General features: G+C 58.0%; 16 protein-coding genes. 11 read left to right on the top strand and 5 right to left on the bottom strand.

From position 1 onward, the window contains the following. Positions 1-47 precede the first annotated feature (47 nt). From ACEN2J_RS12925 to ACEN2J_RS12905, 5 genes are all read right to left on the bottom strand, one after another. On the bottom strand, positions 48-689 hold the full coding sequence (locus tag ACEN2J_RS12925; RefSeq protein ID WP_442106409.1) for a trimeric intracellular cation channel family protein: 642 nt from the start codon (positions 687-689) through the stop codon (positions 48-50). After that, a complete protein-coding gene (gene rnhA, locus ACEN2J_RS12920) occupies positions 686-1,159 on the bottom strand; it encodes a ribonuclease HI (RefSeq protein WP_442106407.1) in 474 nt (157 codons plus the stop codon). The genes ACEN2J_RS12925 and rnhA overlap by 4 nt, the downstream gene beginning before the upstream one ends. 104 nt (positions 1,160-1,263) lie before the next feature. Continuing rightward, positions 1,264-2,211: a 4-hydroxy-3-methylbut-2-enyl diphosphate reductase gene (gene ispH / locus ACEN2J_RS12915; RefSeq protein ID WP_442106405.1), complete on the bottom strand. Its 948-nt coding sequence runs from the start codon at positions 2,209-2,211 to the stop codon at positions 1,264-1,266. A gap of 130 nt (positions 2,212-2,341) precedes the next feature. Continuing rightward, the gene (locus tag ACEN2J_RS12910; RefSeq protein WP_442106403.1) at positions 2,342-2,779 is read right to left on the bottom strand and encodes a YqaA family protein; all 438 of its coding nucleotides are present in this window, start codon (positions 2,777-2,779) and stop codon (positions 2,342-2,344) included. Between the two features lie 132 nt (positions 2,780-2,911). Continuing rightward, entirely contained in the window at positions 2,912-3,496 is a 585-nt protein-coding gene (locus tag ACEN2J_RS12905) for a LabA-like NYN domain-containing protein (protein WP_442106401.1), read from the bottom strand. Between the two features lie 149 nt (positions 3,497-3,645). Between ACEN2J_RS12905 and folK the strand changes: the two genes are divergently transcribed. The 11 genes from folK to ACEN2J_RS12850 all read left to right on the top strand — a co-directional run bounded on the left by folK (position 3,646) and on the right by ACEN2J_RS12850 (position 11,962). Further along, positions 3,646-4,221, top strand: coding sequence for a 2-amino-4-hydroxy-6-hydroxymethyldihydropteridine diphosphokinase (gene folK / locus ACEN2J_RS12900; protein ID WP_442106399.1), 576 nt, complete (start codon positions 3,646-3,648; stop codon positions 4,219-4,221). A 177-nt stretch (positions 4,222-4,398) separates the two neighbouring features. Then, positions 4,399-4,752 carry a DNA-directed RNA polymerase subunit omega gene (gene rpoZ, locus ACEN2J_RS12895; protein WP_442106397.1) on the top strand — a complete coding sequence of 118 codons (354 nt, stop codon included), beginning with the start codon at positions 4,399-4,401 and terminating at the stop codon, positions 4,750-4,752. 52 nt (positions 4,753-4,804) lie between these two features. After that, positions 4,805-6,922 carry a RelA/SpoT family protein gene (locus ACEN2J_RS12890; protein ID WP_442106395.1) on the top strand — a complete coding sequence of 706 codons (2,118 nt, stop codon included), beginning with the start codon at positions 4,805-4,807 and terminating at the stop codon, positions 6,920-6,922. 27 nt (positions 6,923-6,949) lie between these two features. Continuing rightward, positions 6,950-7,615, top strand: a complete 666-nt coding sequence (locus ACEN2J_RS12885) for a DUF2062 domain-containing protein (protein ID WP_442106393.1) — start codon at positions 6,950-6,952, stop codon at positions 7,613-7,615. Between the two features lie 30 nt (positions 7,616-7,645). Beyond that, positions 7,646-8,407 (top strand): pyridoxine 5'-phosphate synthase, encoded by a 762-nt coding sequence (locus tag ACEN2J_RS12880; protein WP_442106496.1) that lies wholly within the window; start codon positions 7,646-7,648, stop codon positions 8,405-8,407. After that, positions 8,404-8,826 carry a holo-ACP synthase gene (gene acpS, locus ACEN2J_RS12875; RefSeq protein WP_442106391.1) on the top strand — a complete coding sequence of 141 codons (423 nt, stop codon included), beginning with the start codon at positions 8,404-8,406 and terminating at the stop codon, positions 8,824-8,826. The genes ACEN2J_RS12880 and acpS overlap by 4 nt, the downstream gene beginning before the upstream one ends. Positions 8,827-8,881: 55 nt before the next feature. Further along, complete coding sequence (gene lepB / locus ACEN2J_RS12870; protein WP_442106389.1) at positions 8,882-9,676, top strand: signal peptidase I; 795 nt, start codon at positions 8,882-8,884, stop codon at positions 9,674-9,676. A gap of 21 nt (positions 9,677-9,697) precedes the next feature. After that, positions 9,698-9,898 (top strand): hypothetical protein, encoded by a 201-nt coding sequence (locus tag ACEN2J_RS12865; protein ID WP_442106387.1) that lies wholly within the window; start codon positions 9,698-9,700, stop codon positions 9,896-9,898. Beyond that, positions 9,895-10,581, top strand: a complete 687-nt coding sequence (gene rnc / locus ACEN2J_RS12860) for a ribonuclease III (RefSeq protein ID WP_442106385.1) — start codon at positions 9,895-9,897, stop codon at positions 10,579-10,581. The genes ACEN2J_RS12865 and rnc overlap by 4 nt, the downstream gene beginning before the upstream one ends. Beyond that, complete coding sequence (era, locus tag ACEN2J_RS12855) at positions 10,578-11,564, top strand: GTPase Era (RefSeq protein ID WP_442106383.1); 987 nt, start codon at positions 10,578-10,580, stop codon at positions 11,562-11,564. The genes rnc and era overlap by 4 nt, the downstream gene beginning before the upstream one ends. 62 nt (positions 11,565-11,626) lie before the next feature. Beyond that, positions 11,627-11,962 (top strand): DUF1491 family protein, encoded by a 336-nt coding sequence (locus ACEN2J_RS12850; RefSeq protein WP_442106381.1) that lies wholly within the window; start codon positions 11,627-11,629, stop codon positions 11,960-11,962. Positions 11,963-11,982 lie beyond the last annotated feature (20 nt).

Genomic DNA, 11,982 nt, shown 5'->3' with positions numbered 1-11,982 from the left:
CACATCGCCTCAAGGTTGGGCCAAGCGGCACACGTGCCGCGATATTTCTAGTTTTGTTTAGGGCTTTCAGGGCGGGGCGGCTTGGCGCGGTACACCGGCAGACCCCAGCCAAACGCAATGCTGCCCGCGCGCAATACAAAGGTAACCACGGCACATGCCAGCAGCGCATAGCCTGTCGGCTGCCCAATCATCACCGCCAGTACCGCAGCACCCGCACCGGCAAAGGCGGCGGTGGCGTAAATCTCGCCTTGTTTCAGCACCAAAGGCACCTCATTGCACACGACATCGCGCATCAAACCGCCAAAACAGCCCGTCGCCACGCCCATCACCATGACAATCGCCCAATGCTGCCCGAGGCCCATCGCCACGCCAACACCCGCAGGCACAGCAATTGCCAAGGCAAAGGCATCCAGCCACACAATCGCGCGATATCGGCTTTCCAGCAAATGCGCGCCGAAAAACACTACAATCGCCGCCGCGACAGCCGCTAACAAGATCGTCGGGTCGGCAACCCAAAACACCACTTCACGGTTCAGCAACACGTCGCGGATCGTGCCGCCGCCCACTGCCGTCAAACAAGCAATGAAAATAAACCCCACAAGGTCCAACTGACTGCGCGACGCGACCAATGCACCGGTCAGCGCGAACACCGCAACCGATGCAAAATCGAGCGCGACCAGCGCCGTCACTTTGCAGCCTCAGACTTCGCGGGCTTAAACGGGGCCATGCCCGCACGTGCCAACTCATCCGCGCGCTCATTCTCGGCATGGCCCGCATGGCCCTTGATCCAGCGCCACTCAACCGAATGCCGCAGCCTGGCCTCATCCAGCCGTTGCCACAAATCTACATTTTTCACCGCAGACCCCGCCGCCGTGCGCCAGTTCTTGCGCTTCCAACCTGCCAACCACTCGGTTATGCCGTTTTTCACATAGGCGCTATCTGTCACCACAATAATGGTCGAGGGCCGCGCCAGCGCCTCTAGCGCCGAAATAGCCGCCATAAGCTCCATCCGGTTGTTGGTGGTGTCAGCCTCACCGCCGTTCAACGTGCGCTCTTTGACTACGGCATCGCCGTCACGCGCCAGCATCAACACGCCCCAACCGCCGGGGCCAGGATTGCCCGAACAGGCTCCATCAGTATAGGCGTAAAGCTCGGGCATCTGCATCTCCTCTTTGCGGCACGGTCTAAGCAGCCACGCGTCAAAGGTCCAGAGCGCCCGCCAACTTCATCTTGGCCAAAATACCTGCGCCGCAGGCATCCGCCCTAAACCTCACGCAACACCCTCGGCACCTTGAATTCCACATTTTCCTGCGCAGTTTCCACCAGTTCCACCACCGTGTCATACCGCGCGGCAAAGGCGTCGATCACCTCATTCACCAGCACCTCAGGTGCCGAGGCCCCAGCGGTAATACCTACCGCGCGAATACCCTCTAGCGCCCGCCAATCAATATCAGTGGCGCGCTGTACCAGTTGCGCATAGGCACAGCCGGCGGCGCGACCCACCTCAACCAAACGTTTAGAGTTGCTGGAATTGGGCGCGCCAATGACCAAAAGCGCATCAATCTTGGGCGCAATCGCCTTGACCGCCGCCTGCCGGTTGGTGGTGGCGTAACAAATATCTTCCTTATGCGGGCCGACAATTGCCGGAAACCGCGCCTGCAACGCGGCGACGATGTCCGCGGTATCATCCACAGACAATGTGGTCTGCGTGATAAACGCCAGCTTGTCCGCGTCACGCACCTGCAAGCCGGCAACATCCGCCTCGGTTTCGACGAGCAAAACCTCACCCTCGGGCAGTTGGCCCATGGTGCCCACGGTTTCTGGGTGGCCCTCGTGGCCGATCATTACCATCTGCAACCCGTCAGCCGAATGGCGCGCTGCCTCATTATGCACTTTGGTCACCAAAGGGCAGGTGGCATCAACCGCAATCATCGCCCGCGCCTGCGCCGCCGCAGGCACCGACTTTGGCACGCCATGCGCCGAGAAGATTACCGGACGATCATCGGGGCAATCCTCCAATTCCTCAACAAACACGGCCCCTTTGGCGCGCAGATCATCGACGACAAACTTGTTATGTACAATCTCGTGGCGCACATAGACCGGTGCGCCCCATTTTTGCAAAGCCAGCTCTACAATCTTGATTGCACGGTCTACGCCTGCGCAAAATCCGCGCGGGGCGGCTAGATAAAGAGTCAAAGGCTGGCGTGTCATGGCATGTCTCCAAATCCGTTTTGTCTATAGGTAAATCCCGCGTTACTGCAGGTCCAGCCCAAGCGTTTTCTTTTCGGCAAAAATATCCCGGGGTGAATGCGCCGTCAGGCGCAGGGGGGCAGCGCCCCCGCTACCCGATCAGCCCCGCCGTGATCAGCGCCAAGCCAACATAGCGCGTGGTTTTCGCAATGCCGACCAACAGCACAAACAGCCAAAGCCGCGTGCGCATAACCCCCGCCATCACTGTCATCACATCGCCAGCAGGCAACCAGCTGACCAGCAAGACCCACACGCCCCACCGTTCAAACCAACGCTCCATGCGGGCCATTTGTTCGGGCGTGGCCGGAAACCAGCTTTTACCCTCAAACCGGGTGATGCCATAGCCGATGTAGTAATTCACCAACGCGCCCAATGTGTTGCCAATGCTGGCCACGACAATCAACCAAAGCACGGGAACACGCCCCGCGACTTGCAGGGCGACAAAAATGACCTCGGATTGAAAGGGAACGAGTGTTGCTGCGACAAAGGCCGCAAAAAACAAACCCAGCAATGAAGATAAAATCACCATTTCATGCCCATGCCGCAAAATCACACAGGATGCAAAGTCAAAACTCTGCCGGTTTGCGCCTTTAAATGGCGCGGTATTTTTTTGGTCGGGGTTTGCGGCAGCCCGGTCCCCACTAGGCTGCCGCAAATAAGATCACTTAACGGTTTCGGGCGCTCTTACAGCGTCGTCGCCGTCTTCGAACCGTGGTTCACGCGGTGGGCGGCCGATCACGTCACGCAGATCGTCCAATTCGATAAAGTTATCGGCTTGGCGGCGCAATTCATCGGCGATCATTGGCGGCTGGCTGCGCACCGTTGACACAACCGAAACCCGTACGCCCTGACGTTGCAAGCTTTCGACAAGCGGGCGGAAATCGCCGTCACCGGAAAAGATCACGGCATGGTCGATGCGCGGCGCAAGTTCCATTGCGTCAACGGCCAGTTCGATATCCATATTGCCTTTGACTTTGCGGCGGCCCTGGCTGTCGGTGTATTCTTTGGCGGTTTTGGTTACCATTGAATAGCCGTTGTAGTGCAGCCAATCGACCAGCGGCCGAATGGGCGAATAGTCGTCATTCTCCAGCAGGGCGGTATAGTAAAATGCGCGCAGCATCTTGCCGCGGCGCATGAATTCATGGCGTAAAAGCTTGTAATCGATATCAAACCCAAGCGACTTTGCCGCCGTGTAAAGGTTTGATCCGTCGATAAACAGAGCAAGCCGTTCGTCCTTGTAAAACATTTAGTGTCCCCTCAAAAAAAATCGCACACGTTTTTCTTGAAAATAATTTGCATCGAAAAAAGCTGTTTGCGAATGTCGCCAATATCGGTGTTTGATGCAAAAGTGCAAGGCTAACTATAGCGTATAACCTAGGGGAAATTCTTAATAAAATGCTAATACTCGTTGCTTTGGGTGCAAACTTGCCTAGTGACGTTACGTCAGATAGGCGGTCCAGTGCCGAAACTCTGCGCGCGGCTTTAGACGACTTGGTCGGTCAGGGGCTTTCTTTGGTTGCTGAAAGCCGATTCTATCGCACGCCATGCTTTCCCAAAGGGGCGGGGCCTGATTATGTGAACGCTGCCGCTGTGTTTGGTATGGGTCAAAGCCGATCCCCCGAGGATATATTGGCGCTGCTTCATCACGTTGAGGCGCAGCACGGGCGCACGCGTCAGGGCCGTTGGGCCAGCCGTACCCTCGATATCGATCTTTTGGCTGTGGATGATATTGTGGCCCCCGATGCGCAAACGCATCAGTTTTGGCGCGATTTGCCGCTGTCAGAGCAGCTTACCCGCACACCCGACCAGCTCATTTTGCCGCACCCACGGCTATCCGAGCGTGCTTTTGTTTTGGTGCCTTTGGCCGATGTGGCCCCCGATTGGCGCCACCCGATCCTTGGCAAAACCGTGGTTGAACTGCGGGATGCGCTGCCGCAAGCTGATTTAGACGCGGTGCAGCCCTTGGCATAACAGAACCGATTCGAAGCCCCAACCGCGAGCCCGGATCGCAAGAAGGCGGCAAACAAAGCCAAATCACGGCGAATTGTCGCGTTTCTTGGCGAGGGGTAGGGTATAATGTCCTTGTCAAGGCATTGGCCACGCCTTAAACAGACCCTTTCTAAACTCAAATCTGAAAGGGTGTCTCCCATGGCCCGCGTAACGGTTGAAGATTGCGTAGACAAAGTTCCGAACCGGTTTGAGCTGGTAATGCTTGCCGCGCACCGCGCTCGTGAAATCCAGGCTGGCTCGGCGCTGACGGTTGATCGTGATAACGATAAAAACCCCGTCGTGTCGCTGCGCGAAATTGCGGATGAAACGCAGCTGGCTGACAGCCTGCGCGAACGGATGATCGAAAGCTATCAAACCCAGATTGAGGTTGATGAGCCGGAAGAAGACAAAATGTCTTTGTTGATGGGTGGCGAAGTTGACCGCCCCGCAACCGACGACATGTCAGAAGAGCGCCTGCTGCGCGCATTGATGGAAGCCCAAGGCGCCAACTGATTTGGCGCCAAATTGGCCCCAAAGACTAGCGCCGAAATAGGATGTGGCGAGGATGATCGACGTCGAAGACCTGGTCGCCCTCGTCCACAACTATAACCCCCGCGCCAACGCCGACCTGATCCGCAAAGCATATGCTTACGGCATGCGCGTCCACGAAGGTCAGATGCGCCACTCGGGCGAACCTTACTTTTCCCATCCTGTTGCCGTCGCAGCGATCTTGACCGAGCAACGGCTGGATGATGCCACCATCATCACCGCCCTGTTGCACGACACGATTGAGGATACCAAAGCCACCTACAGTGATGTGGCCGCGCAATTTGGCGAAGAGGTTGCCGAGTTAGTTGATGGCGTGACCAAGCTGACCAATCTTCAGCTCTCTTCGACACAATCAAAGCAGGCCGAAAATTTTCGCAAGCTGTTCATGGCGATGTCCAAGGATTTGCGGGTGATCTTGGTCAAACTGGCCGACCGTTTGCACAACATGCGCACGATCAAATCGATGCGCCCAGAAAAACAGGGCCAAAAAGCCCGCGAAACCATGGAGATCTATGCGCCGCTTGCGGGCCGTATGGGGATGCAATGGATGCGCGAAGAGCTAGAGGATCTGTCATTTCGCGTGCTCAACCCCGAGGCGCGCAATTCGATCATCCGCCGTTTCATCACGCTGCAACGTGAAGCGGGCGATGTGGTGTATAAAATCACCGCCGATATCCGCACCGAGTTGGACCGCGCCAACATTGACGCCGATGTGTTTGGCCGCGCGAAAAAACCGTATTCGGTTTGGCGCAAAATGCAGGAAAAAGACCTGTCGTTTTCGCGGCTGTCTGACATCTATGGCTTTCGCATCATCACGCAAAGCGAGGCCGATTGTTACCGCGTTTTGGGTGTGATCCATCAGCGTTGGCGCGCTGTGCCGGGCCGGTTCAAAGATTATATCAGCCAGCCGAAAAACAACGGCTACCGCTCTATTCACACCACGGTTTCGGGCCGTGATGGCAAGCGGGTGGAGGTGCAAATCCGCACCCGTCAAATGCACGAGGTGGCCGAGGCAGGCGTGGCGGCGCATTGGTCCTACCGCGAAGGGGTCCGCGCCAATAACCCCTTTGCCGTTGATCCGGTGAAATGGGTGGCCAAGCTGACCGAAAACATGAACGAGGAAGATCACGACGATTTTCTCGAAAATGTTAAGCTGGAAATGTACACCGATCAGGTGTTTTGCTTTACGCCCAAAGGCGATGTGGTGCAGCTGCCGCGCGGGGCCACACCGCTGGATTACGCTTATTCCATCCACACCCGTATCGGCAATTCCACCGTTTCGGCCAAGGTTGATGGCATCCGCGTGCCGCTGTGGACGCGTCTGAAAAACGGCCAATCGGTTGAAATTATCACCGCCGAGGGCCAGCGCCCGCAGGCCAGCTGGATTGAAATCGTCACCACGGGCCGCGCCAAAGCGGCCATCCGCCGCAGCCTGCGCGAAGAAGACCGTGGGCGGTTTGTCAAACTCGGGCGCGAATTGGCGCGGGCCGCTTTTGATCATGTTGGCCGCAAAGCCACCGACAAGGCCCTGCGCACCGCCGCACGCATGTTGGCGCTGGAAGACGAAACCGAGCTTTTGGCGCGGCTTGGCTCGGCGGAACTGACTGCGCGGCGGGTGTTGGAAACCCTGTATCCCGAACTGACGCAGGCCAAGGGCGAGGTGGTTGATGCCACACGCCCCGTGATCGGTCTGAATTCGGATCAAACCTTTAAACGTGCCGCGTGCTGCCAGCCGGTGCCGGGCGAACGGATCGTCGGCATCACCTATCGCGGCCAAGGGGTTGTCGTTCACGCCATTGATTGCCCCGCGCTAGAGGAGGTCGAGGACCAGCCCGAACGCTGGGTGGATCTGAACTGGCAGGCGGGGCGTCACGCGCCCGTAAACACGGTTAGCCTTGATCTGACCATTTCCAACGATGCGGGCGTTTTGGGACGTATTTGTACCCTGATTGGCCAGCAAAAAGCCAATATCTCTGACTTGCAATTCGTTGACCGTAAACCAGATTTTTACCGTTTGCTTATGGACGTTGACTTGCGGGACGTCGAGCATCTGCATATGATCATGACAGCACTCGAGGCCGAGACGGATGTGGCCGAAGTGAGCCGCTATCGTGACGCTCGGCGAAAGCCCTGATCGCGCAATCAAGGAAGACCACAGGGTATGGTATTTAAGCGGCGGAACAAACGGTCATGGGGACGGACAGTCGCCGAGGCGTTGTGGCCGCGTGGAGGCTGGACCCGCGCCGCGCATTACATGAAACACCGTTTGCGCCGCTTGCCCGATGCACCGCACCGCATTGCGCGCGGCATTTTTGCTGGCGTTTTTATCTCATTCTCGCCCTTGTTCGGGCTGCATTTCGGCGCGGCGGCGTTCTTGGCTTGGGTGATGCGTGGCAATATCCTCGCATCCTTGATGGCAACCTTTGTTGGCAACCCGATAACCTTTCCCTTTATCGCGGCCTTTGGGGTAGAGCTTGGGAATTGGATGCTTGGCCATCCCGGCGTGATGTCGCCTTTGGAAATCTTTTCTGATTTCGGGCAGGCGGGGGCCGAGTTTTGGCAAAACATCATGTCGCTGTTTTCAGGCGAGCCCGCGCATTGGGACCGACTGCACCGCTTTTTCTTTCGGGTCTATTTGCCCTATCTTTTGGGGGGTGTTCTGCTGGGGCTCATTGGCGGGATTGCAAGCTATTATGTCAGCTTACCGTTAATTCTTGCCTATCAGCACCGCCGCAAGAAAAAACTGCGCGATCGCTTGGAGAAGCGTATTGCCCAGCGTGAGAGCGGGCCACACATCAAGGAGGATGCGGGTCAGCCAAAAGGCTAGACTTGGCGTGCAAAATAGAAGGACGGGATGATGAAACCTTTGGCGCGGCTACGGCTGGGTATCAATATCGATCATGTTGCGACGGTACGCAACGCGCGTGGCGGTGCCTTGCCCGACCCTTTGCGCGCGGCCTTGCTGGCCGAGGCTGCAGGTGCCGATGGCATCACCGCCCATCTGCGCGAAGACCGTCGCCATATTCGCGATGCCGATATCGAGGCGTTGATGGCGGGCATTTCTGTGCCGCTGAATTTTGAATGCGCCGCGACCGATGAAATGCAGGCCATTGCCTTGCGGCATAAACCCCATGCCATTTGCCTTGTGCCCGAAAAGCGCGAAGAACGCACGACCGAGGGCGGGCTGGACGTGGCTGGCGATGCAACCCGCCTTGCCGGTTTTATCGCGCCCCTGCGCGATGCGGGCTGTCGTGTGTCAATGTTCATCGGGCATGAGGCTGGGCAAATTGAGGCGTCAGCCAAGATCGGCGCTGCCGTGGTCGAGTTGCACACTGGCCGTTATTGCGACCTGATCGCCGGAGGCGAAACCGGTGCGGCCTGTGCCGAGCTGGAAGCCTTGCGCCTTGGGGCCATTCGCGCACATGCCCTCGGCCTAGAGGTGCATATGGGCCACGGCCTCGATTTTGAGACCGCTTCAGATGTCGCCGTTTTCCCCGAGGTGGCCGAGCTGAACATCGGCCATTTCTTGATAGGCGAGGCGGTGTTTCGCGGCCTTGGCCCGGCAATCGAGGAAATGCGCCGCCGCATAGATGCCGCGCGCGCAACTGCCAAAGCATGATCCTCGGCATCGGGTCTGATTTGGCGAATATCGAACGGATTGAGGCCACCTTGGCCCGTTTCGGCGACCGGTTTCGCAACCGCGTTTTCACGGAGCGCGAACAGCGCAAAGCCGATAGCCGCCCGCATGCCCCTGCTACCTACGCCAAGCGTTGGGCTGCCAAAGAGGCCTGCTCAAAAGCGTTGGGTACCGGTTTGCGCATGGGCATCGCGTGGAAAGATATGGCCGTGTCAAACTTGCACAGCGGCCAACCGCAAATGCAACTGACCGGATGGGCAGCTGCGCGACTCGCCGATATGACGCCCGCAGGGCATGAGGCGGTTGTCCATGTCACCCTGACCGACGATCACCCTTGGGCGCAGGCCTTTGTCGTGATTGAGGCACGGCCGATTTCGCCCAATTCCGCACTGTCCGCTTGACTCCCCGCGCCCCCACGCGCATGAACCGCCGCAAAGCAGCAAAAGGCAATTTCCCATGGCCAGCAAGGCAAACTCTGAAGGCGGCATCGTCGAGACGATCAAAACCATAGTCTATGCGTTGCTGATCGCAGGCATTTTCCGCACGATTTTCTTTCAGCCGTTCTGGATTCCGTCTGGCTCGATGAAAGATACGCTGCTGATTGGCGATTTTCTTTTCGTCAATAAAATGGCTTATGGCTATTCCAAGCATTCCTGCCCGTTCTCGATGTGCCCGATCACAGGCCGGATCCTGTTTTCCGAACCCGAGCGCGGCGATGTTGTGGTGTTTCACCACCCCGTCAACGGCTCGGATTTCATCAAACGCCTGATCGGTTTGCCGGGTGATACGGTACAGATGCGGGATGGCAAGATTATCCTGAACGGGACCGAGGTGCCACAGGTGCCAGATGGTCAGTTCACCGAAGTTTATGACCACCAAGGCCCGATGGGCAATTTGCCGCGCTGCGAAAACTCGGCCGGCGCTGTTGGGATAGGGGCAGATTGCACCAAATCCCGCTCGATCGAGACTTTGCCGGGCGGCCGGACTCATGACGTTCTGAACATTGATACCAACGGCTTTGCCGATAATACCGACGTGTTCACAGTACCTGCTGGCAATTACTTCTTTATGGGCGACAACCGCGACAATTCCCAAGACAGCCGCTATGGCCAAGCGGTTGGCGGCGTTGGCTTTGTGCCTGCCGAAGACCTGATTGGCCGCGCCGATCGCATCATGTTCTCATCCGCTGGCAAGTCGCTGTTCTATTTCTGGACATGGCGTCCCGACCGCTTTTTCAAAGCTGTGGAATAAGGGGCGTGGAGTGACTTGCGCATGACGCAAACCCAATATCTGCCTTTCTCATTCGTTGATATGAATGGCACAGCCTCGCGCAAGCGGGGCTGGTTGGTTTTCGCAGCTACACTCGCGGGCATCATTGACAGCGTCTCGCGCATTTTGTTGCCTTCGGCAGGCACGTCGATGCTTGATCTGGGCGCGTGGCGCTCTGGCCGCTATTGGAGGGCCGTCGAATGAAACTCGCCGCCGATCTTCGCGCATTTGAATCCCGTTTGGGCCACAGTTTCCGCGACCCCGAGTTGTTGGTGCGGTCTGTCACCCATGCGTCGATCTCGTCACCCACGCGCCCCGACAATCAACGGCTTGAATTTCTGGGCGACCGAGTGTTGGGACTTGTGATGGCCGAGGCGTTGCTAACCGCCGATATGGGCGCCGCCGAGGGCCTGCTTGCCCCGCGTTTCAATGCCATGGTGCGCAAGGAAACCTGCGCCGATGTGGCGCGCGATATTGGCCTCGGCGATGTGCTGAAACTGGGGCGGTCTGAAATGATGTCTGGCGGGCGGCGCAAAGAGGCGCTGCTGGGCGACGCCCTAGAGGCGGTGATTGCCGCCGTCTATCTGGATGGCGGGTTTGTTGCCGCACAGGCGCTTATCACCCGCCTTTGGGCAGGCCGCATCGCAACTGTTAAACAAGATGCGCGCGACCCTAAAACCGCGTTGCAAGAATGGGCGCAAGCCCGTGGCATGACGCCACCAACCTATACTGAAAAAGCCCGCTCTGGCCCCGACCATCAGCCCGTGTTTACGGTTGCGGTGCGGCTGGACAATGACGAATCCGAATCGGCATCCGCCGGAACGAAACGCGCCGCCGAACAGGCCGCAGCCCGCGCCCTTTTGGCCCGGATGGAGCAAGACACATGACCGATGATACAAAACCAACCAGCGCCCCCACTGGTCCGGGCACGACCCAAGAAACCGGCCCCGTGGGGGGCGAAGGTAACACCCGCGCAGGTTTTGTTGCCTTGATTGGCGAACCGAACGCTGGCAAGTCGACGCTGCTCAATCGCATGGTCGGGTCAAAAGTGTCGATCGTGACACATAAGGTGCAAACCACCCGCGCCCGTATTCGCGGTATCGCGATGCAAGACCGCGCGCAGATTGTGTTTGTTGATACCCCCGGCCTGTTCCGCCCGCGCCGCCGCCTTGACCGCGCGATGATTGCTGCCGCGTGGGGCGGGGCTGCCGATGCCGATTTGATCGTGTTGTTGGTTGAGGCCCATCGCGGTATGACCGAAGGCACCAAAGCTATCATTGACACCATGCGCGACCGCATTCCTCAGGGCCAAAAAGTGGCGCTGGCGATCAACAAAATCGACCGCGTCAAAGCCGAGGTTCTGCTGGCGCTGTCGCAAAAGCTGAACGAGGCGTTTCCTTTTGCCGAAACCTTTATGATCTCGGCTGAAAAAGGGTACGGCGTTGATAAGCTGCGCGAATGGCTGGCGGGTGAGTTGCCAGAAGGTCCGTGGTTCTATCCCGAAGATCAAATTGCCGACCTGCCGATGCGCATGATCGCCGCCGAAATCACGCGCGAAAAGCTGACCCTGCGTTTGCACGAAGAGTTGCCCTATCAGCTGACCGTGGAAACCGAGAAATGGGAAGACCGCAAGGATGGCTCGACCCGCATTGACCAGCTTGTCTATGTCGCACGCGATGGTCACAAAGGCATCGTTCTGGGCAATAAGGGCGAAACCATCAAATCGGTTGGCCAAGCGGCGCGGGTCGATCTCATGGAGTTTTTGGGCCGCCCTGTGCACCTGTTCCTTCAGGTTAAAGTGCGTCCGAACTGGTTGGAAGAACCGGAGCGCTATTCCGAAATGGGGCTGGAGTTCAAAGACGGAAACTGATTGGCCCTTGGCAAGGGCCATGCCTTCGGCGAGGATATTTTTGAACAGATGATAGGTGGGGCATGGGCGCGCGGCTGACAGCAGATTTTTGGGTCAAGGCGTATCTGCGGCGGCTAGAGTTGGCCGGTATTCCTGCCTTTATCACCGCGCATGGCGACGCGACTGCGGGGGCTGTTTTGGTGAAACAAGCGCCGCTTGATGGCACAGCCGGTGCGTATCAGCGTAGCTTTGATCTGTTGTCGGGGGCGCGGGCTTGGGTGGTTTTGGCTGAGGGGGTCGAGCCGGACGTTGACGCCGCCATTGCCCGCCAGCGCCAGTTTGACCCTGATCTGTGGGTGATCGAGGTCGAGGACCGCGCGGGGCGGCATTTGTTGGAAGAAGAAGGGCTGGCGGACTAGTGCCGCGCTTGCAATAATCA

Origin of the sequence: Pseudorhodobacter sp. W20_MBD10_FR17 (assembly GCF_052119765.1) — a bacterium.
Taxonomy (GTDB): Bacteria; Pseudomonadota; Alphaproteobacteria; order Rhodobacterales; family Rhodobacteraceae; genus Pseudorhodobacter.
Note: the sequence above shows the minus strand (reverse complement) of the source record. Positions and strands in the feature narration are given on the sequence as shown.

Coding starts and splice junctions, on each gene's coding strand:
- rnhA (WP_442106407.1), bottom strand. CDS start 1,159: ATGCCCGAGCTTTACGCCTATACTGATGGAGCCTGTTCGGGCAATCCT.
- ispH (WP_442106405.1), bottom strand. CDS start 2,211: ATGACACGCCAGCCTTTGACTCTTTATCTAGCCGCCCCGCGCGGATTT.
- ACEN2J_RS12910 (WP_442106403.1), bottom strand. CDS start 2,779: ATGGTGATTTTATCTTCATTGCTGGGTTTGTTTTTTGCGGCCTTTGTC.
- ACEN2J_RS12905 (WP_442106401.1), bottom strand. CDS start 3,496: ATGTTTTACAAGGACGAACGGCTTGCTCTGTTTATCGACGGATCAAAC.
- folK (WP_442106399.1), top strand. CDS start 3,646: ATGCTAATACTCGTTGCTTTGGGTGCAAACTTGCCTAGTGACGTTACG.
- rpoZ (WP_442106397.1), top strand. CDS start 4,399: ATGGCCCGCGTAACGGTTGAAGATTGCGTAGACAAAGTTCCGAACCGG.
- ACEN2J_RS12890 (WP_442106395.1), top strand. CDS start 4,805: ATGATCGACGTCGAAGACCTGGTCGCCCTCGTCCACAACTATAACCCC.
- ACEN2J_RS12885 (WP_442106393.1), top strand. CDS start 6,950: ATGGTATTTAAGCGGCGGAACAAACGGTCATGGGGACGGACAGTCGCC.
- ACEN2J_RS12880 (WP_442106496.1), top strand. CDS start 7,646: ATGAAACCTTTGGCGCGGCTACGGCTGGGTATCAATATCGATCATGTT.
- acpS (WP_442106391.1), top strand. CDS start 8,404: ATGATCCTCGGCATCGGGTCTGATTTGGCGAATATCGAACGGATTGAG.
- lepB (WP_442106389.1), top strand. CDS start 8,882: ATGGCCAGCAAGGCAAACTCTGAAGGCGGCATCGTCGAGACGATCAAA.
- ACEN2J_RS12865 (WP_442106387.1), top strand. CDS start 9,698: ATGACGCAAACCCAATATCTGCCTTTCTCATTCGTTGATATGAATGGC.
- rnc (WP_442106385.1), top strand. CDS start 9,895: ATGAAACTCGCCGCCGATCTTCGCGCATTTGAATCCCGTTTGGGCCAC.
- era (WP_442106383.1), top strand. CDS start 10,578: ATGACCGATGATACAAAACCAACCAGCGCCCCCACTGGTCCGGGCACG.
- ACEN2J_RS12850 (WP_442106381.1), top strand. CDS start 11,627: ATGGGCGCGCGGCTGACAGCAGATTTTTGGGTCAAGGCGTATCTGCGG.